The sequence below is a fragment of the Variovorax sp. PBL-H6 genome (assembly GCF_901827155.1).
Lineage (GTDB): Bacteria > Pseudomonadota > Gammaproteobacteria > Burkholderiales > Burkholderiaceae_C > Variovorax.
In genome coordinates, this window is the sequence record NZ_LR594659.1 from 3,245,279 (window position 1) to 3,271,789 (window position 26,511).

General features: G+C 64.7%; 20 protein-coding genes. 10 read left to right on the forward strand and 10 right to left on the reverse strand.

The genetic code is table 11. The annotated features are described in order from the left end of the window. Positions 1–14: 14 nt before the first annotated feature. The 3 genes from G3W89_RS15210 to G3W89_RS15220 all read right to left on the reverse strand — a co-directional run bounded on the left by G3W89_RS15210 (position 15) and on the right by G3W89_RS15220 (position 3,403). Positions 15–1,082: an LLM class flavin-dependent oxidoreductase gene (locus G3W89_RS15210; RefSeq protein ID WP_162574969.1), complete on the reverse strand. Its 1,068-nt coding sequence runs from the start codon at positions 1,080–1,082 to the stop codon at positions 15–17. A 211-nt stretch (positions 1,083–1,293) separates the two neighbouring features. After that, positions 1,294–2,280, reverse strand: a complete 987-nt coding sequence (locus G3W89_RS15215) for a Bug family tripartite tricarboxylate transporter substrate binding protein (protein WP_162574970.1) — start codon at positions 2,278–2,280, stop codon at positions 1,294–1,296. A 43-nt stretch (positions 2,281–2,323) separates the two neighbouring features. Next, positions 2,324–3,403 (reverse strand): LLM class flavin-dependent oxidoreductase, encoded by a 1,080-nt coding sequence (locus tag G3W89_RS15220; RefSeq protein WP_162574971.1) that lies wholly within the window; start codon positions 3,401–3,403, stop codon positions 2,324–2,326. Between the two features lie 132 nt (positions 3,404–3,535). Between G3W89_RS15220 and G3W89_RS15225 the strand changes: the two genes are divergently transcribed. Beyond that, positions 3,536–4,477: a LysR family transcriptional regulator gene (locus G3W89_RS15225; RefSeq protein ID WP_162574972.1), complete on the forward strand. Its 942-nt coding sequence runs from the start codon at positions 3,536–3,538 to the stop codon at positions 4,475–4,477. Positions 4,478–4,509: 32 nt separating this feature from the next. On the opposite strand, the gene G3W89_RS15230 is transcribed toward G3W89_RS15225, so the two are convergent. Next, a complete protein-coding gene (locus G3W89_RS15230) occupies positions 4,510–5,391 on the reverse strand; it encodes an SMP-30/gluconolactonase/LRE family protein (RefSeq protein ID WP_162574973.1) in 882 nt (293 codons plus the stop codon). A gap of 297 nt (positions 5,392–5,688) precedes the next feature. Between G3W89_RS15230 and G3W89_RS15235 the strand changes: the two genes are divergently transcribed. The 9 genes from G3W89_RS15235 (at position 5,689) to G3W89_RS15275 (ending at position 17,921) form a co-directional block, all read left to right on the forward strand. After that, on the forward strand, positions 5,689–6,459 hold the full coding sequence (locus tag G3W89_RS15235; RefSeq protein WP_162574974.1) for an enoyl-CoA hydratase/isomerase family protein: 771 nt from the start codon (positions 5,689–5,691) through the stop codon (positions 6,457–6,459). A 4-nt stretch (positions 6,460–6,463) separates the two neighbouring features. Further along, positions 6,464–8,605, forward strand: a complete 2,142-nt coding sequence (locus tag G3W89_RS15240) for an acetate--CoA ligase family protein (protein WP_162574975.1) — start codon at positions 6,464–6,466, stop codon at positions 8,603–8,605. Positions 8,606–8,613: 8 nt separating this feature from the next. After that, a complete protein-coding gene (locus G3W89_RS15245) occupies positions 8,614–9,816 on the forward strand; it encodes an acyl-CoA dehydrogenase family protein (RefSeq protein ID WP_162574976.1) in 1,203 nt (400 codons plus the stop codon). A gap of 1 nt (position 9,817) precedes the next feature. After that, entirely contained in the window at positions 9,818–10,780 is a 963-nt protein-coding gene (locus tag G3W89_RS15250) for an acyl-CoA dehydrogenase family protein (RefSeq protein WP_162574977.1), read from the forward strand. Between the two features lie 14 nt (positions 10,781–10,794). Continuing rightward, complete coding sequence (locus tag G3W89_RS15255) at positions 10,795–11,553, forward strand: SDR family NAD(P)-dependent oxidoreductase (RefSeq protein ID WP_162574978.1); 759 nt, start codon at positions 10,795–10,797, stop codon at positions 11,551–11,553. Between the two features lie 18 nt (positions 11,554–11,571). Continuing rightward, positions 11,572–12,795, forward strand: coding sequence for an SDR family oxidoreductase (locus tag G3W89_RS15260; protein WP_162574979.1), 1,224 nt, complete (start codon positions 11,572–11,574; stop codon positions 12,793–12,795). Then, on the forward strand, positions 12,792–13,538 hold the full coding sequence (locus G3W89_RS15265; RefSeq protein WP_162574980.1) for a carboxymuconolactone decarboxylase family protein: 747 nt from the start codon (positions 12,792–12,794) through the stop codon (positions 13,536–13,538). Before G3W89_RS15260 ends, G3W89_RS15265 begins: the two co-directional genes overlap by 4 nt. A 218-nt stretch (positions 13,539–13,756) precedes the next feature. Next, the gene (locus tag G3W89_RS15270; protein WP_162574981.1) at positions 13,757–14,722 is read left to right on the forward strand and encodes an acetoacetate decarboxylase family protein; all 966 of its coding nucleotides are present in this window, start codon (positions 13,757–13,759) and stop codon (positions 14,720–14,722) included. A gap of 34 nt (positions 14,723–14,756) precedes the next feature. After that, complete coding sequence (locus tag G3W89_RS15275) at positions 14,757–17,921, forward strand: ATP-binding protein (RefSeq protein WP_162574982.1); 3,165 nt, start codon at positions 14,757–14,759, stop codon at positions 17,919–17,921. Positions 17,922–17,933: 12 nt separating this feature from the next. Here G3W89_RS15275 and G3W89_RS15280 read toward each other — a convergent pair whose 3' ends face one another. From G3W89_RS15280 to G3W89_RS15305, 6 genes are read right to left on the reverse strand one after another with little or no spacing between them, the layout of a single operon-like run. Further along, entirely contained in the window at positions 17,934–19,595 is a 1,662-nt protein-coding gene (locus G3W89_RS15280) for a hypothetical protein (protein WP_162574983.1), read from the reverse strand. After that, complete coding sequence (locus G3W89_RS15285) at positions 19,592–20,782, reverse strand: saccharopine dehydrogenase NADP-binding domain-containing protein (RefSeq protein ID WP_162574984.1); 1,191 nt, start codon at positions 20,780–20,782, stop codon at positions 19,592–19,594. Before G3W89_RS15285 ends, G3W89_RS15280 begins: the two co-directional genes overlap by 4 nt. Positions 20,783–20,819: 37 nt before the next feature. Continuing rightward, complete coding sequence (locus G3W89_RS15290) at positions 20,820–21,878, reverse strand: polyprenyl synthetase family protein (RefSeq protein WP_162574985.1); 1,059 nt, start codon at positions 21,876–21,878, stop codon at positions 20,820–20,822. A gap of 12 nt (positions 21,879–21,890) precedes the next feature. After that, the gene (locus G3W89_RS15295; RefSeq protein ID WP_162574986.1) at positions 21,891–22,706 is read right to left on the reverse strand and encodes a hypothetical protein; all 816 of its coding nucleotides are present in this window, start codon (positions 22,704–22,706) and stop codon (positions 21,891–21,893) included. An 8-nt stretch (positions 22,707–22,714) separates the two neighbouring features. Continuing rightward, positions 22,715–24,886, reverse strand: a complete 2,172-nt coding sequence (locus G3W89_RS15300) for an FAD-dependent oxidoreductase (RefSeq protein WP_162574987.1) — start codon at positions 24,884–24,886, stop codon at positions 22,715–22,717. A 44-nt stretch (positions 24,887–24,930) separates the two neighbouring features. Further along, positions 24,931–26,292 (reverse strand): OmpP1/FadL family transporter, encoded by a 1,362-nt coding sequence (locus G3W89_RS15305; RefSeq protein ID WP_162574988.1) that lies wholly within the window; start codon positions 26,290–26,292, stop codon positions 24,931–24,933. Positions 26,293–26,511 lie beyond the last annotated feature (219 nt).

Below are 26,511 nucleotides of genomic sequence, written 5' to 3' on the forward strand. Positions count from 1 at the left end.
GGGTGACCGTTCGTTCAGGCCGCCACGGCGTTCATCGACTCGACTTCCTTGCGGATGGCCGGGATGATCTTCTCGCCCCACAGCTCGATCTGGCGCAGCATGGTCTTCTGGTCGAAGTCGCCCAACTGCGTTTGCAGTGCGATGTGCTTGGGGCGCAGGATGCTGATTTCTTCGAGCATCTTGTCGATGACCTGGTTGACGCAGCCCACCGGCAGGTTCTTGCGCAGTTGCTCGAAGCTCGGGTCGGTCGGCGACGGCACTTCCTTGACCATGTAGCCATCGTCGGATTGCGCGCGGCGGAACTTGAGGCTTTCCGAGATGCGGCGCTGGAAGCGCGCGTTGTCCAGGTAGGCGTCGATGTCGGACTGCTTGTCGGATGCAAACGCACAGCGCAGGAAGCCGAATTTCACGTCGTCGTCGAGATCGGCGCCGTTGTCGTGCGCAACCTTTTCCAGTCGGTCACGCAGCGACACGATGGCGTCCGTGCCGTTGAGCAGTGCCGTCACGAAGAGGTTGTGGCCTTCGCGCACGCCGCGCCCCAGGGTGGCGGGATTGCCGGAGGTGATCCACAGGGGAGGCATGGGGTCTTGCACCGGGCGCACGGCGATCGAGCTGGGCGGCAGCTTGAGATACTTGCCGTCGTATTCCACGATCTTCTGGGTCAGGCCCTTTGGAATGATGTCCAGGAACTCGTTGTAGATCGCGCCGGACTCCTCGATCTTCACGCCGAAGCGTTCGAACTCGAACGCCTGGTAGCCCGAACCGATGCCGAGTTCCAGGCGGCCATTCGACACCGTGTCGACGAAGCCCACCTCGGCCAGGAAGCGCGCGGGGTGGTACAGCGGCAGGATGCAAACGGCTGAGCCCAGCCGGATGCGCTGGGTCCTGGCCGCCATGTGCGCGATCATCATCAGAGGCGACGGCGACAGCGAGTAGTTGTTGAAGTGGTGCTCGGCATACCAGGCCGTGTTGAAGCCAGCCTGCTCGGCCACGACGGTCTGCTCGATCGAGTTCTGGATGACTTGCTGCGAGCTCTGGTGATAGCCCCGTTGCTGCGCCAGGATGAATACGCCGAATTCCATGTTTTCTCCGAGTCGAATGGGTGGATGTGCGATGAAGGAATTCTCCGGTCGGACTCGCCGATCCGGAATATGGAAGGCGCGTGATTCAGTCCTGCAGAAAAGTGCGGTATGCCGCCGCGGAGAAGGACTCCCGTCTGCATGCGGCAACAAAAAAAGGGGCCTTCGTGGCCCCTCTCGATCGTCCGCATGGCGCAAACGGCCAGCCTGGTTGCTACTTGTCCTTCAGGTCCGTTGTCTTCGCCAGCCCTTGCCAGATGGCAGCGTCCTTCTTGATCGACGCCGCGAACTGCTTGGCAGACCGCGCGGGAGGCACGATCATGTTCTGCCCTTCGATCTTCTGACGCACCTCGTCGGTCTTCTGCAGCCGGTTGATCTCGGCGTTGAGCCGATCGATGATTTCCACGGGCGTTCCTGCCGGGGCGAATACGCCGTACCAGCCGTCGGCTTCGAACTTGTAGCCCTGTTCCGCCAGCGTCGGCAGGTCCTGCGTGGCAGGCCAGCGTTGCGAACCCGTCTGGCCCAGTCCGACCAGCCGTCCGCTGCGCATGTGCTGAAGGGGGGACTGGATATCGGTGAAGCCCACGCTGATGTTGTTGGCGATGAGGTCGGTCACTTCGGTGACGAGCGTCTTGTAGGGCGCGTGGGGCATGTCGAGGCCGTAGTGCGCCTTGATGCCTTCCATGGCCAGGTGGCCGGACGACCCGGTGCCCCAGGAGCCGTAGGCGAGCTTCCCGGGGTTGGCCTTGGCATAGGCCACCATGTCCGCCAGGTTCTTGAAACCCATGCTCGGATTCGCCACCAGCAGGATGCCCGCCGCGCCGATCTGCGTGACCGGGACCAGGTCCTTTTCCGCGTCGTAGGGAAGCTTGGGGTGGATCACCGGATTGATGAGGATGGCCGACGACGGCGCGAACAGCAGCGTGTAGCCATCGCCCGCGGCCTTCGCCACTGCGTCGCACGCAATCAGGCCATTGGCGCCTGCCTTGGGGTCCACCACGACGGGCTGCTTCAGCACCTTCGACAGCGGCTCGGCGATCAAGCGGGCGAAGGTATCGCCGCCCGCACCTGCCGAGCCGGCGACCACCAGCCGGATCGGTCGCGAGGGCCAGTTGCCCGTGTCGGCAAAGGCGCCGACGCCGGCGCCGAGCAGCATGCCGCCGAGCAGGACGGTGCGTCGTTTGATGGGTGTGTGGATCATTGAGGTCTCCTTTTATGGGCTGCGTGGTAGTGAAGGACCGTCTCTACGCAGCGAGCGCGTGAGCATTGGGCTGGTTGCGTTCCAGCTCCTTGTTGATGGCCGGAATGATTCTTTCGCCCCAGAGCGCGATCTGCTTGAGCATGGTCTTCTGGTCGAAGTCGCCAAGCTGGGTCTGCAGCGCGATGTGCTTGGGGCGCAGGATGCTGATCTCTTCCAGCATCTTGTCGATGACCTGGTTGACCGAGCCCACGGGCAGGTTCCTGCGCAGCTGCTCCATCGTCGGGTCGGTTTCGGAAGGCACTTCCTTGATCATGTAGCCGTCATCGGACTGCGAGCGGCGGAACTTCAGGCTCTCGGAGATGCGGCGCTGGAACCGCGCGCAGTCCAGGTAGGAGTCGATCTCGGCGTTGTTGTCGGAGGCGTAGGCACAGCGCAGGAAGCCGAACTTCACATCGCGGTCCAGGTCCTTGCCGTTGTCGCCGGCCACTTTCGCGAGGCGTCCGCGCAGCTCCTGGATGCCCTCGTTGCCCTTGAGCAGCGCGGTCACGAACAGGTTGTGGTTCTCGCGCACGCCGCGACCCAGCGAGACGGGGTTGCCCGAGGTGATCCACACCGGCGGCATGGGGCTCTGCACGCAGCGCACCGCAATGGAGCTGGGCGGCATCTTGAGGAATTCGCCTTCGTACGAGAAGATCTTCTCGGTCAGGCCCTTGTTCAGGATGTCCAGGAACTCGTTGTAGATCGCGCCCGATTCGGCCAGCTTCACGCCGAAGCGGGCAAACTCGAATTCCTGGTAGCCCGAACCTACCCCCAGGTCGAGCCGGCCGCCGGACACCGTGTCCACGAATCCGACCTCCGCCAGGAAACGTGCGGGTTGGTAGAGCGGCAGGATGCAGACGGCAGTCCCCAGGCGAATGCGCTGTGTCTTGCCGGCCATGTGGGCCACCATCATCAGCGGAGAAGGGGAAAGCGAATAATTGTTGAAGTGATGCTCCGCATACCAGGCATTGTGGAATCCGGCCTGTTCTGCTGCGATGGTTTGCTGAATTGAATTGTCGATGACCTGCTGCGAAGTCTGATGATAGCCCCGCTGCTGGGCCAAAATAAATACGCCGAATTCCATGTCTATCCCCGCAAAATTAGCACCCGCCTGGCACCCGCATGCACCACGCAATTGGCTGCTGAATTTTATATAGACAAACAGGATCGACTATGGCAAAAACTGCAGATCTGAACTGCGCAAACCGGAGGATTCATGGATAGATTGCGAGCCATGGAGCTGTTTCTATCGATTTCCCAGACCCGGAATTTTTCCGAGACGGCGCGGCGCTTCGGCATATCGGCCACGGGGGTGTCGCGCATGATCACCGACATCGAAGACGAGTTGAAGGTCAAGCTCTTGCTGCGCTCCACGCGCCAGGTCGCGCTCACCGAGTCGGGCGAGGAATATGCGCGCCAGCTCGAGGGCATCCTGTGGCGCATCAACGAACTCCAGGCCAACATCACGGCCATCAGCTCCGCGCCGCAGGGCTTGCTGCGTGTGCATTCGCGGGTGATGTTCGGCCTGGGCGTGCTGCCGCCGCTGGTCGCTGCGTTCCGCAAGCTCTATCCCGAGATCCACATCGAACTCACGCTGACCGAGGCCGCTGTGGACCTGCGGCGCAACCAGTTCGATGTCGACTTCCGCATCTCGCCACCGGTGGAAGCCGGCGTGAAGCGGCGCATGCTGTTCCAGAGCGAGCGCCATCTCGCGGCAACACCCGCCTACCTGGCCGGCAAGCCCCCCCTGCAGGGGCCTGAAGGCATTCTCGAGCACGACTGTCTGGCCTACGAGTTGCCCGGCAATGAATACACCTGGATCTTCAAGCAGGAAGAGCGGCTCACCGAAATGGCCTTCAAGCCCCGCCACGTCAGCAACAACGGCATTGCCTTGCTCGAACTCGCCCGCCTGGGCGAGGGCCTGGTGCTGCTGGACGACTACACGGTGCACAACGACATTCGCGCGGGCCGGCTCGTCAGGGTGCTGACCGACTATCGCATCAGCAACAAGGGCTTCGATGAAGGCATGTACGCCACCATCCTGGACACCCCCATCATCCCCGCCAAGATCCGCCTGTTCCTGGACTTCGTCGCTGAACACGTGGCGGGGCCAGAGCTGCGCTTTGCGGCGCACGGCAAGGCCGCAGGTCTTGCATGACCGGTTCGACGCCCGCGGCGCAGCCGGCTCTGCTACAGCGGCATGCGGCATACGGGCCGGGCAAACCCGCGAAAGCCCAGTCCGGTCGCCTTGAGCACGGCTCCGTCCAGGGGCCCCGATGCGCTCAGCCGGCCACTGTCGCTGATGCTGGTGACAAACAGATCGGCCATCTCCGACCCGCCGAAGCACAACGCGCTCGGGTGGGCCACGGGGAGTTCAATCCGGTGGGTGAGCCGGCCCTCCATGTCGAAGCGTGCGAGCGCTCCTGTCCGCACCAGTGCGGTCCATAGCCCGCCCTCGGTATCGAAGGCGCAACCATCCGGCCCGGAGTCAAGGCCTTCGGTGCGGACGAAGACCTGCTTGTCTGCCAGCGTCCCGTCGGACGCGATCGCATACGAATAGATGACTCTCGCGGCGCTGTCTGCCACATGCAGGCGCCCGTCGATCGGGTTCACGCAGGGTCCGTTGACGATTCCCAGCCCCTCGTCGAGCTTGTGGAGGTGCAAGCGGGTATCCAGCCGGTAGAGGCCGCCGAGCGGTGGCTCATCGGGCGCGCGAAACACATGCATGGTGCCGACCACGAAGCTGCCGTCGGCCAGCGATATGCCGTCGTTCAGCCGTAAATGGGGGCTGCTCGCCTCGATGCGCGCGAGCGTGCGCAATTGCCCGGTGCGAAGGTTCAACGCCGCGATCTCCTCCTTCAGCGCCAGCACGATGCCATCGAGGCCGTCGCCGTTGAACGCGAACGAGCCCAGGGGCGGTGGCGCTTCATGGCGCGCCGTCACCAGGCCTGTGTCCGGGTCCAGCGCAAGGATCAGGCCCTGGCGGCAGTCCATGAGCCACAGCCGCGCTCCGTGCCACACCGGGCACTCGCCGAGAGCTGTCTTCAAATTGCCCAAGCGCTGGATTTCCATTTTTCCAAATACCTTTGATCTGCAAGCCAATTTTATTGATTGAATGCGCGATGGAGCGATCAATTAGAAATAGGTAAAAACCCGCGCCATTGGCCGCGCCATTGGCACCAAGCGCCGCCATCCTGATTTCAGCGTCCGCCGCATGGTAGCAACCCAGCGCCGGCCTCCCGACAGGCGAATGCTTCATTTTTTGCAGAACACTCTCTCGGATTGGTTGGAAATGAATTCGACGGCCATTTCTATAATCGACCGAGCAAATTCCTGCCGCAGCAATCCGGCTTTTTACAGAGGTGGCGTATGAGTGAAGAATGGGTTCGTTTGGAAGTTTCTGACGGCGTGGGCCTGGTCACCATGGACCGCAAACCGGTCAACGCGCTGAGCCGCGAGATGCGCCGCCAGTTGGTCGCCACCTTCGACGCCATCTCCGAACGCGAGGACATCCGCTGCTCGGTGCTCACGGGCGCGGGCGAGGTGTTCTGTGCGGGCGCCGACCTGAAGGATCGCCCCGACGCCGAGGTCGCCGGCGACTTCCTGGAGCACAACCGCATCACCCGCGAAACCGGGAACGCCATTCGCGAGTGCGCCAAGCCCGTGATTGCCGCCATCAATGGCGCCGCATTGGGGGCAGGGTTCGGCCTTGCCGCCGCGTGCGACATCCTGTATGCGTCGAAGAACGCGACCGTGGGCATGCCCGAGATCAATGTGGGCCTGGCGGGCGGCGCCTCCATGCTCAAGACCTTGTTCGGCCGCTCCACCTTGCGCCGCATGTTCTTCACGGGCCAGCGACTGAGCGCACACGACCTGCTCAAGCGCAACGTCATCGAAGACGTGCTGGCCGAAAAGGACCTCCTGCCCGTGACGATGGCGCTGGCCCGCGAGATCGCCTCCAAGGCACCGCTCGCCATCGCCTACGCCAAGCGTGCAGCCAACATGGTCGACGTGATGCCGCAACGCGATGCCTACCGCTTCGAGCAGGAGTTCACGATGGCCCTGTCGAAGACCGAGGACGCCCGCGAGGCGCGCATGGCGTTCCTCGAAAAGCGTACACCGGTCTTCAAAGGGCGCTGAGCATATGCTGACCCAGGTTCAAGCAGCCCCTGGCGCCGGGCTGGATGCATTCTTCAAGGCCGACGGCGTGGCCGTGATCGGCGCGTCCGACGACATCACCAAGATCGGCGGCCGCCCCGTGCAGCTGCTGCGCAAGTACGGCTATGCCGGCGCCATCTATCCGATCAATCCCAAGGGCGGAACCATCCAGGGCCTGCAGGCCTACGCCTCGATCCTGGACACGCCAGCGGCGCCGGAGCTGGCGATCGTGGCCGTGCCCGCCGGTGCCACACTGCAAGCCGTGCGCGACTGCGCCGAGCGCGGTGTGCGCGGCGTGATCGTGCTGTCCACCGGCTTTGCGGAGGCCGGGCCCGAAGGCGCGGCCATGCAGGCCGAGCTGGTGCGGGTGGCGCGCAACCATGGCATGCGGCTGCTGGGGCCGAACTGCCTGGGCATCGTCAACGTGATCGACAAGCTGGTGGGCTCTTTCTCCATCGCGCTGGAACAAAGCATGCCGACCGCCGGACAGGTGGGCATCGTCTCGCAGTCGGGCAACATCGGCAGCTTCACCATGCGCAACATGGCCGATCGCGGCCTCGGCGTGAGCCGGTTCATGGCCACCGGCAACGAAGCCGACGTGGATGTGGCCGACGGCATTGCCGCGCTGGCGCACGATCCTGCCACGCGCATCATCCTGTGCTGCATGGAAACCTGCCGCGATGCAGGACGCCTGATCGAGGCGCTCGACATGGCGCGCCGCCAGCACAAGCCGGTGATCGTTCTCAAGATCGGCGCCACCGAGCAAGGCCAGGCGGCCGCTGCCTCGCACACCGGTGCGCTCACGGGCTCCGACGCAGTGTTCGATGCCGTCTTCCGCCGCTATGGCGTGTTGCGCGTGCGCTCGTTCGAAGAGCTGCTCGAGGTGGGCCACGCCGTTGCCCTGCTGGGCACCGCGCGGCTGCCTGCAACGGAAGCCGTGACGCTCGTGGCCGCTTCCGGCGGATTCGGAATCATGATGGCGGATGCCATGGTGGAAGCCGGCATGACGCTGCCGCAGCTCGCCGACACGACCAAGGCCCTGATCCGCGAGGCCGTGCCGACCGCCGGCACCAACAATCCGGTGGACGCATCGGCCCAGATGTCTGCGCGGCCGGACATCCTGCTGAAGATGTTGACTGCCCTGCAGGACGACGAGAACGGCAGCACGCTGGTGCTGCTGCTGGCGCTTTCGCTGTACAACCCCCGCCTGCGCGGCGTGTACCTGGAGGCGCTGTCGAAGATCCGCGCCAGCCATCCCGACCGCCTGCTGATCCTCATCAGCCAGGGACCGGCCGATGCGGTCGCGGAGATCAATGCCCTGGGCATCCCGGTGTTCCCCGGCATTCCAGCGGCAGCCCGGGGCCTGGCAGGTCTCGTCAAGCTCGGCCAGCTGAGTGCCCTGCCCCCCGCCCCCGCGTATGGCGGCCCTGTCGACGAGGTCGATCCGGCCGTGTTTCGCAATGAGTTCCATGCCAAGAAGGCATTGGCGGCTGCGGGGATCAGCGTGCCGCGCGAGGAGGTCGTGACTTCAGCCGACGATGCCGTGCGCAGCGCACAGGCCACCGGGTACCCCGTGGTCCTCAAGATCGCATCGGAAGACATCGCCCACAAGACCGAGATCGGCGGGGTGGCGCTGCACCTGCATGATGACGATGCCGTGCGCGAAGCGTACGGCCGCCTCATCGCCAACGCCGCCAGGCACGCACCGCAGGCGCGCCTGGATGGCGTACTGGTGGCCCCGATGGTCAGTGGCGGCGTGGAGCTGATCGCAGGGGTCTCGCGCGACCCTGTATTCGGCCCGGTCGTGATGGTGGGACTGGGCGGCATCCATGCGGAGATCCTCAAGGACGTCGCCGTGCAGGTGGCGCCCGTCTCCGAGGAAGAGGCCCTGCGGATGATCCGCGGCCTCAAGATGTTCGCGCTGCTCGACGGCGCCCGCGGCCAGCCCAAGGCCGACGTCGCCGCTGCCGCGCACACGGTGGCCCGGCTCTCGGAGTTTGCATGCCGCCATGCCGAAGACGTCGCTGAAATCGACATGAACCCCATCCTGGTCAAGCCCGAGGGCGAGGGTTGCCTCGTTCTGGATGCCTTGATGGTCCCGACCTCACGCAACACAGCTGCACATTGAAGTCCCCCATGCACATGGAAAAGAACCCGGCCATTCCGGACGCTTCAGCAGGAGCGGCCGTCTACCGCCAGTACGCGCGCCATTGGCTGCGCGCCCACCTGCCCGAGCACATGCGTGCGGACAGCGTCGACTACCGCACGCCCACGCTGGACGAGTGCCGCGATTGGGAGGCGTCCATGTACGACGCGGGGCTGGCGGGCATGACGTGGCCCAAGGCCCATGGCGGCCTCGGCCTGACGCTGCGGGAACACCTGGCCGTCAACAAGGAAGTGGGCGCACTGGCCATGCCCGAGAGCGTGAGCTCGATCGGCAAGGAACTCGCGGGGCCCATCATCCAGACGGTAGGCACCGAGGAGCAGAAGCAGTTGTTCCTGCCGAGCATCCTTTCCATGCGCAACTACTGGTGCCAGGGCTTCTCGGAGCCCGACGCGGGCTCCGACCTGGCGCGCCTGCGTACCAAGGCCGTGCAGGAAGGCGGCACGTGGCGCATCAACGGACAGAAGATCTGGACCAGCGGTGCCGCCAAGGCGCACTACTGCCTGCTCCTCACCCGCACCGGCACGGTGGCCGACAAGCACAGGGGGCTGTTGATGTTCGCCGTGCCCATGGACACGCCGGGCATCCGGGTGGTGCCCATCAAGTCGATCGACGGCAAGGAATCGTTCGCCGAGGTCTTCTTCGACAACGTCGAAGTGCCCGACAGCGCGCGCCTCGGGGCACCGGACGAGGGCTGGAATGCGGCCATCCGCGTCCTGTCGATCGAGCGCGCCACGAACCGCATGTACCGCGCATGGCGCTTCGAATGCGAACTGCGCCAGCTCATTGCCGCGTGCAAGTCCGACGCGCAACTGTCGAAGTTGCTGGACGACGGTTACTACCAGCGCCGCATCGGCGACGTGGTGGGCGAGATCGACGCGCTGAAGGGCCTGGTCGAGCGCACGGTGAACCAGATGATGGCGGGCGACAAGATCGGCGCACGGGGCTCGCTGACCAAGCTCTTCTGGTCGGAATGCCACCAGGCCTTCATGGGCCTGGCGCTGTCGGTCGTGTCGCACGTCAACCCGCGCTCCAGCGCGCTGGCGCAACGCGCCCGCAAGCACTTCACCACAGGCTACCTGTACGCGCGTGCCGAAACCATCTACGCCGGCACGACCGAAGTGCAGCTGGACATCATTGCGCAACGCATCATGAATCTGCCCAAGGATCTCTGAGATGACCACGTCGGACAACGATCTCAAGCCCGAAGAGTTTGCGCAGGCCGCAGCCGAGGCCATTGCCGATGCGCAGACCCGCGACTTCCGTGACACCGCGCAGGTCCTGGCCCATGCAGGGCTGTGCGGTGTATGCGCGCTCGAAGATGCCGGCGGCCTTGGACTGGGCATCGAATTCGCCCTGCCCATCGCGGCCGAGGCGGGCAAGCTGCGCCTTCGGTGGCCGTTGCTCGAAACCATCCTGATAGCCAAGGCGCTGGGTGACTCCCCTCTGGCGGCAGAGCTTGCCGGCGGCGCACGCGTCGCCACATGGGCATGGCAAGGCAGTCTTCAGGACCGGTGGGCGGGGCAGGCCCGCTGTGCCAAGGACTGCGACTGGGTGCTCGTGGCCGATGGCCACGGCGGCGGTGCCCTGCTGGACCTCAGCTCGGTCGAGATGCGCGACGATGGCGCGCTGGACCCGGAGAACCCCCAGTCGTGGCTGGCGCTGGACAGCGCCAAGGTGCTGGCCGAGCTGGATGCCGCCACCTTCTCGGCGCTGCAGCGCGACAGCCAGATCCTGATCGCCGGCTTCGTCAACGGCGCCGCCGAAGCCGCCCTGGCCACCACGGCCGAGTACATGTCGACCCGCGTGCAGTTCGGACGCCCGCTGTCGGCCAAGCAGGCCGTTCGCCACCTGCTGGCGCGCATGCGCCTGCTGCAGGAAGCCTCCAACGCGGGCATCGAGCGTGTGCTCGGCACGGATGAATACGGCAGCGTGCGCAATGCCCAACCGGTTTTGGCCAATGCCCTGGCGAGCGCGGCCTTCGTCCTGGAGAAATCCATCCACCTGCACGGCGGCATGGGCTTTACCTGGGAAGTGCCCTTGCACTACGCGCTTCGCGAAGTGCGCAAGTTCGACGCGGCATTCGGCTCGGGTGCGCTCGCCAGCCAGGTCGGCCGGGACTTCATCCGGTCTGCATGAACCAAGGAACAGCAATGAATCAGGACCTGCTCGGCCGCGTGGCCCTCATCACCGGCGCAGGCGCCGGTATCGGCCGCGAAACCGCCTTCCAGATGGCGGCCCGCGGGGCCATCGTCTGCGTGAACGACCTCAAGGAAGAACTGGTGACGCCCGTGGTGGCGGACATCAGGTCGCGCGGAGGGCAGGCCATCGGCATCGCGCTGAACATTGCGACCCGCGAAGGAATCCGCGAGGCGATCCAGCGCTCGTTCGAGCACGGCAAGCGCTTCGACATCCTCGTCAACAACGCGGCCTGGGTGCGCTACCAGGCGATCCCCGAAATCATGCCGGAGACCGTGGACCGCATGCTGGATGTCGGCTTCAAGTCCGTGATCTGGAGCCTGCAGGAGGCCGCGGCGGTCATGGACCCGCAGCGCGGTGGCTCGGTCGTGAATGTGGCCTCCGTCGCGGCTTTGCGCTCGGCCGCGAATTCGGTGGTCTATTCCGGCATCAAGGCCGGCATCCTGGGCATCACCCGCGCCGCGGCCGCGGAACTGGGTGCACGCAACATCCGCGTCAATGCCGTGTGCCCATCGGCCGTTCCCACCGAAGGCACGCAGCGCAACCGCAATGCCGAACGCGATGCCAACCGCATTGCCCGCACGCCGCTGGGCCGATTGGGAACAGTCGAAGACATCGCACGCAGCATCTGCTTCCTGGCCAGCGATGAGGCGGGCTTCATCACGGCGCAGGCCTTGGCGGTGGACGGCGGCATCACGCTGACCAACATCTGATCCATCGCTGACCTGCAGATGCCCACCGTTCTGATCACCGGTGCCGCCTCGGGCATCGGGCGCGACACCGCACGGCTGTTTGCCGGCGCAGGCTGGCAATGCGTGCTGGTCGACAACAACGAGCAGGCCTTGTACCTGTCGGGACAAGGCCTGCCCTCCCCCGCTTCGGGCGTGCATGTGCTGCGCACGATCGACCTGACGGACCCCAGGCAGATCGCGTCCCTGTGTGAAGGCACGCCCGAACTCGACGCCGTCATCAACAACGCCGGCATGTCCGACACGTCCAATACGCCGCTCGCAGCGCAAGGCCAGGCGCAGCTGGATCGCCTGCTCGCGCTGAATCTGGCAGCGCCGGCGGCGGTGGTGGATGCGTGTACTCATCTGCTCAAGGCCGGCGCACGCATCGTGAACGTGGCATCCGGCGCTGGCCTGCATGCCATTCCATGGCGCGGTGCCTACAGCCCGAGCAAGGCGGGACTCATCGCGCAGACCTTGGCCCTGGCAAAGGCGCGCCCCGACTGGTGCGTGACGGTGCTGGCCCCAGGATTCGTGCGGACCGAATTGGTGGACGGACTCATCCAGGCCGGTCGACTCAGGCCCGAGCGCGCAGTCGCGAAGATTCCGCTCGGCCGCATGGCGGTACCGGAGGAAATGGCGCGGGCGCTGTACTTTCTGGCCAGCACCGGAGCGCAACCGCTGAGCGGGCAGGTGCTCGCAGTGAATGGCGGCTCTTCTGTCTATGGCGGCAGCCAGCCGTTCGCGCCGGCCACGCTGCAACCGCGACCCTTCGATATGCCGCTGCACCTGGAGGTCTGCGGCGGCGAAGCGGCACCATGGAAAGCCGTGGCACAGGCGCCCGCGGAAGGCGCGCACTATGCAGCCTGCCTCGATCTGTCGCCGCTGCACTGTGAATCGACTTGCCTGTTGGAGGCCGTGCATGCCGCCGCGGCACGTTTCGCAGCGCGCTGCGCAGAGCAGGCCAGCCTGACGTTGATGTTGCCTTTCGAAAAGGCCGGTCGGTGGCAAGACGCCGGCGATGCTGCCGCGGCACGCATGCTGGTCTCGACACTCGCCTGCGAGTGGGGACCTCGGGCCTTGCGAATCAATGCGCTGGAAGTACCGAGGGAGGTGGACCCAGCGGCATTGCACCCATTGCTGCGCTTCGTCTGCGGATCTGCTGCCCAGTACCTCACGGGGCAAACCATTGCTTGCCGTGGCGCCGTGCCACAGGAGTCGCCATGAAAACACCAGCCGGCCCGGCCGACGACGCGCGCGAGCAGATCAAGCAGTCCTTCATCGCGGAGCGAGGCTACTGGCGCCCCTGGACCGAGACCATGCTGCAGGTGTGCCCCGCCTTCGTGCAGCAATACGCTCGCTATGCCGGCTATCCCGCGCGCACCGGGCCGCTGACGGAGCGCATGGTGGAGCTCATCTATGTGGCGCTCGATTCCTCTTCTTCCCATCTATTCGAGCCCGGCTTGCACACCCACATGAAGCGGGCGCTCGAAGCAGGTGCTACCCAGGCAGACATTTTCGATGTGCTGCACCTTGTTGCCGTGCAAGGTGTTGCCAGCGTGTGCCAGGCGACCGACATCCTGGCCGAGTTCACTGACTTGAGCGCAATGGCGTCGGTCGACGAGGCACTCCAGATTCGCATCGACCGGCTCGGTCCCGAGCACGCGCTGGCACTGACCTCTGTCGCGCGGCTCGACCCGGGCTATGCCGAGATGCTTCTCGACTTTGTCGAGCAAGGCCGTCCCGGCGATGGCCTCACCCCGGCGGAGCGCAGCCTGGTCCAGCTGGCATTGCACGCGTGCTTTACAGCTTTCAATCCGCAGGCGATACGGCAGATCGTCGCCACGGCGCTGTCGCAAGAGCTGACACCGGCCGAGCTGCTGCAGGCCATCCAGTTGGGGGCGCACCTGGCGGTCCATGGGACTGCGCTCGGCACGAATGTGTTCCGGCAAGTTCAAGGCTTTGGGTAACGCACCAGCGTGTGGGTGGCGCATGGGCAGTGAGCACATGGGCCAACTGGCATCGGACGCAAGCGCCCTGGCAATCTAGACCTCGCTTGATTGACACTGGCAGCTCGCGCACCCTAGACTGCTAACGCTTTCGTGCTAGCCGACCTTGGCCGCGGGGGACTGGCGAGTGTCGGGCGTATCCACCGTTCAATAAGCAGCATGAAACGGAGGAAGAGTCCATGAACTTGGGTGACCTTTCGCGACCGGGCGTCTTGCGCCGGTGGTGGCGCGTGGTCTGGGTCGCGCTCCTGGTCGCATCAAGCGGTGCGTACGGCGGCCCGGAGGCGGATGTGTTTTCCCGTCCTACGGATTTCGTGGGCACCTACGATCCGAGGCCCGGCCCGACGTGGACAGGCCTGCAGTCGACCTACAGCGGTACGGTGGTCGTCACCATGATCGATCGGGAGATCGTGAAAAAGATGCTTCCCGATGGACTGTCTCTTGCGAGGCTCAAGCCATCGGTCACCGGCGCCGCCGCGTCCAAGCACCCTGTCGTGCACCTGATCGGGGACCAGCGCGAGCCTTCCACCCTGTTCTGGGGCTATCCGACGCAAGTGGGAACCGGGTACGAAGAGATGATCCTTCTCATCCCTTTCGTCGTGCGGGGGCCGCTCGGCGACAGGTGGCACAACTACGTGCCGCGGATGTACCTCAACAATCAGACCGCGGTCGACGGCGGGAACGAGTTCTTCGGCTACGCCAAGGAGCTCGCGAACCTGGGCCGGACGGAAAACCCGGGCGCGACGACGCACACGGTGTCCAGCCCCGACCTCGCGACGACCTGGTTCGTGGATGACATCGATACCCCGGCACAGTGGGGTTCGATGCCGGGCGTGGCCTCCACGCTTGCGCGATGGAACGACATCCGCAGCATCCTGGAGATGCCGTTCCTCGGCCTGCGCCCGGCGGACGTACTCGCGCCGGCGGGCATCAAGCGCAGCGCCTTGCTGATCTGTTCCTACTGGGAACTGAGCTACTCCAACGCGATGCTTGCCCCGACCAAGAGCAGGCACCGAATCGTGACGAAGTTCCGCGACGGCATGGAGGACTGGGTGGCCCTGGGCACGCTTTCGAGCGCCCAGGGCGGCGCGGTTTCCATGCGCGACGTTCGCTGGCGGCTTGCCATGCCGCCGCAAGGCTGCTGACACGGCGCGGCAAGAGATCTGGAGTGGAGCAGCCATGCACGAACCAAGTCCCCGCATCACAGATCCTGGTCGAGATGCAGACCTGGCTGCTCCGGACGCAGAGCTTCGCCTGGCCACCGCGGTCAAGTGCGACATCGTGGGATCGACGCAGATCTGGGCCGGACTCGACCCGTCCGACGGACTCGCACTCGCGCGGGCCTTCAGGAAGTCGGTCAACCAGGTCGTCAGCCAGCATGGGGGCTATGTGGAACGCTGGGAAGGCGACGGTGCGCTGATTCTCTTCGGCTATCCGCACGCGCGCGAGGATGCACCGGAAGCTGCGGTGCGCGCAGGCCTGGCCCTCTTGCAATCCGTGCGCGCGATTCATTCCGGCAGCGCCGTCCTCGAGCTTCGCATCGGCATTGCTTCGGGGGCCATCGCTGTCGATCTCATCGAGAGGTCGCTCGAAGGCGTGCCGCTCAACGTGGCAGAGAGGCTCAAGACCATCGCTGAACCGAACCAGGTCGTGATCGACGAAAGTACGCGACGGCTCGCCAAGAGCTTCTTCGACTACAGGGACCTTGGGGTGCGGCCCGCCAAGGGGTTCGAGAACGGCCTGCAAGCATGGCAGGTCGTGGCCGAAACGGCTGTCGTTTCCCGCTTCGAGGCGCAGCGCTTCGACGTGTCCGGCGGCGAGATCATCGGCCGGGGGGAGGAACTGGCAAGACTGGCCCGGGCATGGGCCGAATCGCGCGCCGGCACAGGGCATGTGGTGTCGATCCTTGGCGACGCTGGCATGGGCAAGTCACGTCTGGCGAGAGCCGTATTCGACTGGGCACTTCGCGACAACGCAGCGCGCGTGGAGATCGATTGCACGCCGAGCACTCGAAACAGCCCCCTGTTTCCCGTAGGCGTCTGGTTCCGCCGGGCGGCGGGCATGACGGATCCTTCGACTCCTCCCGGCCGGAAATCGGAGCTCGCCCGGCAGTTCATCGGTAGCCTGCTCCAGGCGGACGAGACCACGGAAGCAATGGACGTCCTGGCACCGGTGTTGGGACTGGCCACGTCGTCCGACCCGGCCGCGCAGGCGCCGGACACCCTGCGCGAGATGACGATCTCATCCGTCGTAAAGGTGTTGCGTGCCCATACCGCACGCGGGCCGCTGCTGCTGCTTTGCGAGGATCTGCACTGGGCCGACGACACGACAGCCACGGCGGTCCAGCGGCTTGCAAGGGAAGTGAGCTCGATGCGTGTGCTGCTCATCGTCACTTCGCGCTCCAAGCCCGAGTTCCCGCTTGGGAGCGATGGGAATAGTTGCGACGAGATTGCCCTGGGTCCTCTTTCGCAGGCCGATGCAGTCGATCTGGTCCGTTCGGTCGCCAGGGGCGGAGCGCTTACCGGCACCCTGGTCAGCGATATCGTGCGCCGCTGCGAAGGAGTGCCGCTGATTCTCGAAGAGGTCACGCGGGGTGTTCTGGAGTCTTCCTCGCGCGCGGATGCACTTGCCACCGGCGCGTCGATGCGCGGGCCGGTGCCGGCGCCGCTGCAGCTCGTGGTGGAGTCCCGCCTGGAGCGTTGGCAGCAACACAAGGCAGTTGTTCAAGCCGCTTCCGTGCTCGGGCGCGAATTTTCCGTCAGCCTGCTGGAGCAGATGGTGCCGAGTCAGGCAGGAGGTGTGTCGCAGGTTATCCAGCTGCTTGCGGAACATGGCTTGTTCCTGCCCCCTGGCGATGCTTCCGTGGACCGTGCGCGCTTCTCGCACACCATGATTCGTGATGCGGTCTACCAGACCCTGCTGCGGGACGACCGGCGCCAACTCCATTCGCGGGTGGCCGACAAGATGAGGTCGATCCATTCGGCAAGCCTGGACGCGTCCTCGGACGAACTGGCGCAGCACTTGTGCGAGGCCGCCCGCTACGAGGAGTCGATCCAGGTCCATCTGGCTGCGAGCGAAGACACTGTCAGGCGCGGCGCCTATGTCGAAGCCGAGGGCCATTGCGAAGCTGCCTTGAAGATCATCGACGAGGTCAAGGACGCCGCGAGGCACCGCGAGTTGCAGTTCAACCTGCTGATCCAGAAGGGCGTGGCGCTCACCGGGCGGCACGGCTATTCCGCACCGCAGGTCGAGTCCGTCTATCGGAGTGCGCACGAAGCATGTGGCGAAACGGTCCAGGCCGAGATGCTCTTTCCCATCCTGCGCGGCCGCACCGCCTTCAACCTCGTCAGCGGGAAGCTCGCGGCAGGGTACGACTTGTCGCTTCAGTCCATGGCGCTGGCAGAACAGTCGGGCCGACCCGAATTCCGGATCGACGCGATGAGCGTGCATTGCTATGCCACCTTGTACTACCGGAGCCTGGAAGAGTGCCGGTCCTGGATCAAGCGCTGCCTTGCGCTCTACCAGGAGGCAGGCGGAGAAAACCTGAGCTATCCGGTGCCCAACGATCCGGCGACCGCCGCATTGGCCATCCTGCCGACGGTCGAATGGCTCCTGGGAGATTCCGCCGCCGCGGAAGCGGCGATACGGCAGGGTCTGCAGCATGTGGATCGTCCCGACCACGATTTCGACAAGGCGTACATGCACGCCTGGATTGCGGGTGTTCGGCTCACCCAGCGGCGCCATGCGCAAAGCAGGGAAGCGGCGCAGAAGGCAGTCGAGATCTCGCAGCGCCACGGCTTCGAGGAATGGTTCGTGACGGGCTTCCTCATCGATCGCCTCGCGCAGGCGGCCATGGCGCCCGCGCCGGACGCATTGAAGGAGGCGTACGACACCTGCATGGCGCTGGCGACCAAGGGGGTGGGACTGAACGCGTCCTGGTACTTGTGGGGCCTGGCACGAGGTTTCAAAGTGGCGGGGCAGGACGCCCACGCGGCGCAATTGATCGAGCAGGCATTCCTGCGCGCTGAAGCCAGCGAAGAGACGCGCATGAACGCGGAACTTCTGATCTCGAAGGCCGAGCTGACCCATGACGTCGTCGCCGCCGCTGAACTCCTGCGCAAGGCCCTGGAACTGGCCGACACTCAGGGATCGATCGCGAATGCCTTGCGCGCCGCGGCGGCGTTGGTGGTGCGGGTCGGCGCCGATCCGGCCGCAGTGGAACTCGGGCAGTCGACGCTGCAATTGCTCGACGGACAGGACGACTACCCGGCGCAGGACCGCTGGATGGCAGAGCGGCTGGCGACGCTGCGGCAGGCGCTCGCGACGGAGAGCATCCAGGTTTGAGCGTGCATCGTCTCAGCCGCCGGAGTGGCCGCCGTACAACTCGTCCTGACCGGTCAGGGTCATGGAGAACTTCGAGCGATACCAGTCGGAGACATCCCGCGTCAGATTGTCCGGACCCAGCAGATCGCATAGCTTCTGCCATCCGCGCGGAGCCGCATCGGGTGCGTGGAAGGTGACGTGCACCTGGGCGGCGGGGCTGCCGGGCGGCGACTGATACGTCAGGTCATCCACCTTGCACACGGCCGATATCCATGCCGGGACGAGCCCGCGATTGTCGATCGGCGTCGCCTGAATCGAATCGAACAGATTGAGCTCGTACCAAAGCCGATTCAGCAGCGAGCCATCGAACTGCACCTGGGTGCCGAAATCCTCAATGCGCCAACCCGGCCACGCCGCGTCCTTCCTGTTCGACTCCATCAGTGAAAGCCCACCGGGCCGCTGAGGCAACTTCCATTCGCCCTCATCGGGCGGGGAGCGGATGTCGAGCAGCGGCCAGCCGTTCGATGTGGGGTCGTTCGATACCAGGTCCACCAGTTCGATTCGCGTGATGTCCGACAAAGGGCGACTGCCGGATCCGCCGGCGAGACCGCCATCGGGGTTCAGACGCGAACGCGCCCCGTCCTGCCCGACACAGAAGGCAGCCAGGCATTTTTCGAAACCCTGCAACTCGCGCCCGATGACTTTCGACCAGGGGTTGTCGACGAAGATGGCCGGCGCATGGACGGCAAGATCGTTATAGGTGGAGCCTCCGCTGTCGACTTTGCCGACCAGCAGGCGGACGACCAGTTCGTGCTGGGACTGGTAGTCGGCCGTGGCGCCGCCTTCCGCCTCTTGCATGCGACCGTAACGCAGCAGCATCACCTGAATGACCGACGTCGCGACCTCGAAAGTGAAACCGGGATCGGAAGGTGGCACCGGGAAGTTCAGTGGCGCTATCAACTCTCTCAAACCCTTTTTCACCGGGTCGCTTTTGCCGAGCTCGATGCGCATCGAAAGGACGTCGATATCGCTGAACTGGAATGCCGCATCGCCGTGCTCAGCGCGCCGATCCACGATCTTGCGTTGTGCCGACTTGGGGAGCCCGGGTTCGGCCGGATCTTCATACACACCCGTCCATACATCGGCGACAACCGTTTTTCCACTAGCGAGAGGCGAGAGGCTTGGCTTCCGCGCAGCACTCGCGTCAATGGTTGCCCCCGCCGCCCCTGCCTTCTTGACGAGTGATCGAGCCGGCTGCCACTGGACGGACTCGCGCTGCAACTCCGTTGCGGGTTTCGAGGTCGACGGGGTCTCCTTGTACTGTCGATAGCTGGCGGAAAGCTGCTGTGTGGAATCCGCAGCCTGCTCGAAGCGCACGCCGTCGATGCTGAGCAGCAGATCACCGTAACGCATCCGGTTTTCGCTGTTGGCAAAGTAGGGCGAGAGCACTTCGATCGTGCTTCCGCCTGAAAGACGGATGGCGGCATCGACCACCGGGAAGCCGCGGCTACGCCAGAGGTTGCATGCCTTCGCGTCGTTGGCAAAGCCGATCTGGCACTTCAGATGCGTCGGGGTGCCGGGATCATCCACAGCCGAGATCAGGACCACGTATCGGTCGCGGTCCTGCAGCACCTCGATTGCCCCGGGGACTCCACCGGCGCCGGCGCCCCATGTTCCGAGCCAGAAGCATTTCATGTTCCCCTCCTGCGTTCCAGCAAGCAATTGCGCAAGGTGCCAGCGCCGGGGTATTGCATTACCTCAGTTGCCGCAAGCACCTGCGCCGGCGTCAGAAAGCCTTTCAAGCGCGCGCCGGTGCCCAGCCTCACGGCCACGCCGACTGCCAGTTGCGCCGTGAACTGATACACGTTGGGCGTCTTCCACCGCCAATCGATCAGGGTGTTGTGGAGGCAATCCTCGATCTCGAGCACGATCAGATGCGGCTCGGCCTCGCGCTCTTTCTTCGTGGGACCTGCGGCCAACAACTCGATAGGCTGCTGCGCCAGTGTGCGCACCGTGCGGTTCGCCACCAGCGGAGCAAGCCATCCGCCGAGCTGGTAGGCTGCCCGCGCAAGCCGACCGGCTTCCACATAGGACTCGATGGTGCGAACCATCCGCCTTCGATGCTCGACGGTGCGTTGGGCGGCAAGCGTGTCCACCAGGTTCGCCGCCGAAGCGATGCGCCAGTCGTCGACCTTGGTCGGTCGGGTGTCGCCGAAATTGAATCGCCGTTCGAGCTTCCCGACCGGTTCATGTCGCAGGACCAGCCGGTCCACCGCGTCGCGTTCGTTCCTGCCCTTGCGGACCACGAGTACCTGCTGCCGCAGGGACTCCCACACAGTCTCTGCACTGCCGCGCGAGAAGGTCTTGATGCGCGACATCGCGATCCGGATGGCGCCCAATTCTGTGTTTTCCGGAAGTGCCAGCGCCTGCAGCGCGGCGTCGAGCAGCAGATTGGATGCCGCGGCCCAGAAGCCCGCGCCGCAGACCAGTGCAACGTTTGCGGCCGATGCCTCGGTGCCGTTGTCGTCGACTTTCCGGTACACATCGGCCTCGCCGTTGATGTCCACGTAATGGCATCCAAGGGCGATTGCTGCCTTCGCAAGGCGATCCGCAGTCCTGGCGAACGGTCCGGCCGCATTGATGATGACCGTCGCTTCATGCTCGCCGATCACCCGCCGGACCTGCGCTTGTCCGTCCTCGAGATCGAGGACGCAGTAAGCCGTCCCGAGCGCGTTGGCAAGCTCGATCAGCGGCTGTGCGTTGCGTCCGGCGAGCACGATGCTAAAGGCGCCTGGCTGGACCGCCTGGCGGTGCTTCAGCTCGGCAGCGATCAGGCGACCCGAGTAGCCCGTGGCGCCGTAGAGCAGGAGGGTGCTGGCCATGGTTCTCCTCGTTTTCTGCTTGGGTGCATGGTCAGATCTAATGCACGCGCTGCATCACCCAGGTCAGCAGGCCGCGTATGAAGCGCAGGTCCCGGCTTGCCGGCAGATCCGCGCAGTACTGGTCGAACTCGTAGAGCGCCGCGCCGCCGAGGGCGTGCGCCACGGACCGCGCATGGTCCATGGCACCGCTGCGCTCGAGCAGGCCGCAGATCCAGGCGATGTCCTTGTCGGTTCGCGCGGATCGCGGCTTGCCCATCAGCCGCGCCAGGCGGCCGCTGTCTCGCTCGGAGGCCTGCCTGAAGGCATGAATAAGCATCAGGGTGCGCTTGCCTTCGCGCAGGTCCCCGTTGATTTCCTTGCCATAGGCGGGTCCGGCCGTCAGGTTGAGGAGGTCATCCTGGATCTGGAAGGCAGCACCGAAGAAGAAGCCGACCCGGATCAGCGGGTCGAGCGGCAGGCTGCCGCGCGCTCCGACGAGGCAGCCGACGCGCAATGGATGAATCGTGGCCAGCCAGCAGGTCTTCTGCAGCACCATGCTCAGATAGTCCTCGTCGCGGATGTCGACCCGGTTGTCCCGCTGCCAGCCGAGCTCCAGTGCCTGGCCCTCGGCTGTCTCCCAGGCCATGCGTTCGGTCTCCTCGAAGATGCGCAAGGCCGTGGCGAATCCGAGGCGGTGGAAGTTCTCCTTGAGGGGGCGCAGGCTCAGCAGCCCCATGGCATCGCCGGCGTTGATGGCGAGCGGGACGCCATGCAGCGCATGCAGCGTGGGTGTGCCGCGCCGTTCGTCGCTGTCGTCCTCGATGTCGTCGTGGATCAGCATGGCGTTGTGCATCAGCTCGATCGATGCGGCGCAGGCCATCGCATCCTCGGCGCGCCCACCCGTCGCCCGGGCCATGGCGATGCACAGGCTGGGACGCAGCATCTTGCCGGTTCGACGCGGGTAGTCGGCCATCAGCTCGTAGAGGTAGGAACCGGGCTCGCCTTGCTGCAGATACGCTTCGACATAGCGCCGCGTGAGCTCACCATATTCGCCGAGCACCTCCCGGACCAGCACGTCGTCGGTGCCTTCGAAGGAGGTGTCGCGTGCGTGTCCCATAAGGCTTCGCGGCTACAGCGTGATCTCGATATGGCCGACTTGCAAGCCATCGTCGTCACAGATCACACATTGCCATTGCCCCGCGGCTGCCTGCGGTGGCGTCTGGATCGTCAGCCGCGCATTCTTGCCATAGGCTTCCGAGACCACCTCCGCTTCGATCGGGTCCGTGACGCCGTGGTCAGCGCAATAGAAGTAGACCTTTCCCTGCAGGCTGCTGGCGCAGGTGAGCTCCCAATCGTCGATGGCCACGCGTCGCCGCTCCCTGGCGCCGGCCGTATGAACAACCTGCAGCTTCTGCTTCGCCGTGCGGCCCGGTCGCGCGACGTTCTCGGTCGATGCACGTTCTGCAGCGGCTGCCCCGCGTTCGTCCGCTTCCTTGCGCTTCGCAGCCGGCCCCAGTCCCAGCAAGGTACCGAGCATCTGGTATTCGGCCGCAGCGAGGCGCTTCACTGGGCAGCGGCCTTCGGCGACCGAGCTTTCCCACCATTCCAGTCCCGACACAAACGATTTCATGACCAGTCGCTCGGCAGCGTCGAGTGCATGGGCGCCGCTGCCCTCCCCTACCTGCTCGTCAGCGGCAGTGCGAAGCCGCGTCGCCATGCGCGTGCTCCGTGCTACCTGCGTCTCGGCCACCTCGTAGGCGAGCCGAACTGCGGCAACCACAGCAGCATTGGCCGTGCTCAAGGGAACTCCGCTGCGCGGCGTCCCCTTGACGCTCGTCCCGGTGCGATAGAACCCGCCCGCAGCCCGGTTGGGACCGACCTCCTCGATATCGGGACGGCGCCAGCGCGACGGCTGCTTGGCGGGTTCGGACTGCGTGTCGGTCATGGACGTGCTCATGGATGGTCAAACGCGACGATGGATTTCAGGATCGTCTTGTCGCCGCTGATGGCATAAGCGGCCAGCATGCCGGACATGACGGCGGCTTCGACACAGCCAGCGTCGAGGCCCGACGCGGTCCAGTCGCCCGCGATGGTCATGTTCGCGATCGACCGGTCAAGCGGCGAGACACGCTTGCCGATCTCTCCAGGCAGCGACAGCGTGTATCGGTCGGACCCGTGCAGATTCACCTGCACGTGGGGTTCCCCGATCCGCAAGTCGAGAGCGGTTCTCCCGTTGGCGAATGCAGCGGGCCAAAGGTCGCGGAGACTCTCATGCAAGAGACCTTCCAGATCCTCCGTTGCCTTGCGCTGCGCCTGCCTCTCAGCTTCCGCCCGCTGCTGTGAATCCCTTGGCGTTTCAGCATGGGCATCTCCCGGAATCACTCCGCAGAAATACGCGATCGATCGCGCATCGTCATGCGTGGTCGGTCCCATATTCTTGTTCTCTCGCCACGCTTTCTCGGTCGCCATGGTGTGGGTCATGTCCGCCCAGGTCTCGAAGGGTGTACCCAATGCCGTGATGATCCCGGAACCGCGGCGCCACCCCAGTTCCTCGAGGTCTTTCGACAACCAGACCTGGGCCGACTGCGTAGCGGCCGTTGCGACCTTCTGCCACTTCTCCGGCACGCCGCCCGGCCAGTCCGATCGTTCGACGACATCGAAGAAGTCGTCGACGCCGGTGGCGAGGATCAGCGCGTCGAAGTCGTCGATGGTCGATGTTTGCAAGAAGTCGCCCGTCGCGCCGGCGGCACTGAACAGACGGCTGTCGCCTGGCCAACAGCCGCAGTCGTCGAGTGCCTTGCCGCCCGCGAGCGCCTCCGGATCGCCATCGGTCTTGAAATCAAGGCTGCTGACGTAGCGTTGACCATCGATCGTCGCCACGTTCATCTTGTCCAGGGCGTGCAGAAAGCGGAACTTGACGTTCTTGTCTAACAGCACCTTGTAGAGCGGCGCGAACACGGCATCGCCCATTCCTGAGCGCATGCGCCAGAACATCGCCCCCCGATAAGTGAAGAACATGCGCAATGCACCCCGCAGGGCCACGCCCGCCGCAAGGCCATTGTTCGGGTCGTCGCCCCCCTTGTAGGCAAATGTCAGGTCATAGATTCCGTCGAGAAATTCGGAATGCAGGGCGTCCGGACTTGCGCCATGTTGCTCCAGCCACCGCTTGTAATCGGACCCATTGATCGCGTCCAGTCCGCGCTTGTTGAACAGCACCCGGTCGCGGTACAAGCCTACGGCGATGGTGATCACGATATCGATGACCTCCATCTTCTTGCGCAGTTCACGATCGATAGAGGTCACGTCACGCAGCAGCTTGCGTGCCTGCTCCAGGACGGCGGTGATCAGACGAAAGAGTTGGAAATCCCGCTGGGGTGCGCCCTCCGCCTGGTTCATCAGTTGTCTGAGAACGTAGAGGACCTGGAGCATGACGGATGCCGCAGTCAACGCACTGCCTCGCAGCAGGCGAACGCTCCATTCCAGGATCTCTTCCTCCGATCGCTCGGCATCGCAGACGCTTTTCAGATCGATGTCCTCCCTCGATGGGGGACATTCGCCGTCACCCGGAGCAACCACGCTGAGCATCAAGGTCTTGAGCAGTTCGTAGCAACGAATGAGATAGTTCGGCAGCGTGAATGGATTGTTGCCAGGCGAGATGTCGTCACCCGGCATGCCTTCTGCCGGCGGCATGTAGCCGCTCCAGACCGCCAGCTTCCTCACGGGATCCAGGGTCGAGCCGACGCCGCGCCGAACCGCGACGCCCAGGTGCGGTTCGGGAACGAAGGCTTCATCCATGGTGCCGTGCGGCAATTTGTCGCCGGGCGCTGCCGCTTTGGGGCCCCATTCCTTCGCGGCGACATGCGCGTAGCACTGGCGCATCATCCGGAAGGCGTTCTCGTAGAAGCCGAGCCATATGTGCAAGCCGTGTTCCCGGATGCGACCGTCGTCGTCGCGGCTCGAGGCGCCCTTGCCGCCCAGCAGCCAGCGCTTCTCGTAGACGGTGATCTCGTAGCGGCCTAGCCTGGACAGTTGCCAGGCGGCGGCGAGCCCTGCGCAACCGCCGCCGATGATGGCAACCCGGATGGGGTCCTTCGAACTGTTCTTCTTGTTGCCGCGGCTTGCCATTCGGGCTCCTTCAATTGGACGGCGGCACGACGAACCAGGTCGCGTCAGAAAGCATGGCGATACCCGACGGAAAGCGTGTTGACCACCGACTTCACGCGGCCGTTGATCCCGATGGTTGAAGCCGCGGGAGAGCCTTCGAAGAAGCCGCGTACCGGCGTGATGTCCGTGGAGCGGAAGAACACATGGTTGAAGGCGAAATCCCACCAGGATTTTTCGCTGGTTCGGTAGGTCGCCCCGATGCCCAGCCACAACCGGTTGGAATCAGGAACGGTGCTGTCGCGATAGCCGTTCACCGTGGGAGTCTGGTCGAAGCGGATGCCCGCGCGGGTTGTCAGCTTGCTCGAGGAGCGGTACTCGGCGCCGAAGGCAAAAGCGAATGCGTCGCGGTAGTTCGCCGGTCGGACCACGTCCGGATTGCCGTTGGAGAACCTGATGCGTACCTCCCGAAACCGGCTCCAGTCATACCAGTCGATGCCAGCCAGAAGCCGTAGTTCCTTGCTCAGCTCGTGGGTCAGTCCCAGCGAGGCCATGGCCGGCAAGTCGAGTTTCGCGCTGGCGCCGACCCTCCCGTTGAACAGCACCAATGGACCGGTCAGCCCGGTGACAAGCGTCGAGCCGTCGACGGTGTGCTTCATGGCCGATCGATAGTGGAGGCCAACGCGTGTGTCGTCGGACAGGGGAATCAGGACGCCCAGGTTGAATCCCGGCGTCCAATCCTTCCCCGTTGTCTCTGCGCGTCCGTCCGTCGCGGGTATGGGACCGCCGGGCGTCAATGGATTCGGTATGGCCGAAACCAACTTGGTACTCGCGTATTGAAAGTCCAGCCCGCCGCCGACCGATATGCCCGATTGGAACTTGTACGCTCCTACGACGCTCAGGTTGATCGTGCGCAAGGACGCTTCGATGGCATCGTAGCGACCGAACCAGTTCTTGTTGTAGGTCGCGTCCAGTCCGAAGGGGAAGTTCACTCCGAAGCCGACCACCGCCTCCTGCGTCAATCTGTGCGCCCAATAGAGGTTGGGTATGGGTGTCGGATTGGTCGGATTGCTGGCGTCGCTGCCGAAATAGGGAAGCACTGCGCCCAGCGTTCCGGGCGTCGAAGCAGTCGAGCCGCGATTGTGCAAGTCGCTGCGCGGAATGATCAAATGTGCGCCGATCGAGATCTGGGTCCGCGAGTCGCCGGCATCTGCCCAGATCGCCGTGAGGCCCGCCGGATTGAAATAGATGGTCCCCAGGTCGTCACCTGCGGCGGCACTGCCTGCACCGACACGCCCGAGCCCCCTCACGCTTTGCTGGTTCACGAAGAAGCCAGTGGCCCCGGTGGGTTCCGAAAGACCCAGACCAATCAGGGCAACAAGTCCGGAGCTTCGCACTGCAGTGCGGATGAGTCGGGGGCGCTGAACCATGAACTTGTCCTTGGCGATGACGCATGACCACCCCCCCGTCCAGATAAGTACTGAGCCGTCCTGTCGACACGACGACTCTGTTCCGCGCGCCGAGTCTAGCTACAAAGTATTCGCGTCAGCAAGACAAAAAACGGCAGAGGCGCTTACTGCGATGTCGCCGATCCCCTCCATTGAGGAGGTCTTGTCGGAAAGAGTGGGCCTCGTCTCGATGCCATGACA

Bases quoted from the DNA above. Each gene is read 5' to 3' on its own strand.
- G3W89_RS15260 (WP_162574979.1), top strand. From the start codon at position 11,572: ATGCCCACCGTTCTGATCACCGGTGCCGCCTCGGGCATCGGGCGCGAC.
- G3W89_RS15225 (WP_162574972.1), top strand. From the start codon at position 3,536: ATGGATAGATTGCGAGCCATGGAGCTGTTTCTATCGATTTCCCAGACC.
- G3W89_RS15220 (WP_162574971.1), bottom strand. From the start codon at position 3,403: ATGGAATTCGGCGTATTTATTTTGGCCCAGCAGCGGGGCTATCATCAG.
- G3W89_RS15250 (WP_162574977.1), top strand. From the start codon at position 9,818: ATGACCACGTCGGACAACGATCTCAAGCCCGAAGAGTTTGCGCAGGCC.
- G3W89_RS15235 (WP_162574974.1), top strand. From the start codon at position 5,689: ATGAGTGAAGAATGGGTTCGTTTGGAAGTTTCTGACGGCGTGGGCCTG.
- G3W89_RS15285 (WP_162574984.1), bottom strand. From the start codon at position 20,782: ATGGCCAGCACCCTCCTGCTCTACGGCGCCACGGGCTACTCGGGTCGC.
- G3W89_RS15305 (WP_162574988.1), bottom strand. From the start codon at position 26,292: ATGGTTCAGCGCCCCCGACTCATCCGCACTGCAGTGCGAAGCTCCGGA.
- G3W89_RS15300 (WP_162574987.1), bottom strand. From the start codon at position 24,886: ATGGCAAGCCGCGGCAACAAGAAGAACAGTTCGAAGGACCCCATCCGG.
- G3W89_RS15265 (WP_162574980.1), top strand. From the start codon at position 12,792: ATGAAAACACCAGCCGGCCCGGCCGACGACGCGCGCGAGCAGATCAAG.
- G3W89_RS15230 (WP_162574973.1), bottom strand. From the start codon at position 5,391: ATGGAAATCCAGCGCTTGGGCAATTTGAAGACAGCTCTCGGCGAGTGC.
- G3W89_RS15215 (WP_162574970.1), bottom strand. From the start codon at position 2,280: ATGATCCACACACCCATCAAACGACGCACCGTCCTGCTCGGCGGCATG.
- G3W89_RS15270 (WP_162574981.1), top strand. From the start codon at position 13,757: ATGAACTTGGGTGACCTTTCGCGACCGGGCGTCTTGCGCCGGTGGTGG.
- G3W89_RS15245 (WP_162574976.1), top strand. From the start codon at position 8,614: ATGCACATGGAAAAGAACCCGGCCATTCCGGACGCTTCAGCAGGAGCG.
- G3W89_RS15240 (WP_162574975.1), top strand. From the start codon at position 6,464: ATGCTGACCCAGGTTCAAGCAGCCCCTGGCGCCGGGCTGGATGCATTC.
- G3W89_RS15295 (WP_162574986.1), bottom strand. From the start codon at position 22,706: ATGACCGACACGCAGTCCGAACCCGCCAAGCAGCCGTCGCGCTGGCGC.
- G3W89_RS15280 (WP_162574983.1), bottom strand. From the start codon at position 19,595: ATGAAATGCTTCTGGCTCGGAACATGGGGCGCCGGCGCCGGTGGAGTC.
- G3W89_RS15210 (WP_162574969.1), bottom strand. From the start codon at position 1,082: ATGGAATTCGGCGTATTCATCCTGGCGCAGCAACGGGGCTATCACCAG.
- G3W89_RS15275 (WP_162574982.1), top strand. From the start codon at position 14,757: ATGCACGAACCAAGTCCCCGCATCACAGATCCTGGTCGAGATGCAGAC.
- G3W89_RS15255 (WP_162574978.1), top strand. From the start codon at position 10,795: ATGAATCAGGACCTGCTCGGCCGCGTGGCCCTCATCACCGGCGCAGGC.
- G3W89_RS15290 (WP_162574985.1), bottom strand. From the start codon at position 21,878: ATGGGACACGCACGCGACACCTCCTTCGAAGGCACCGACGACGTGCTG.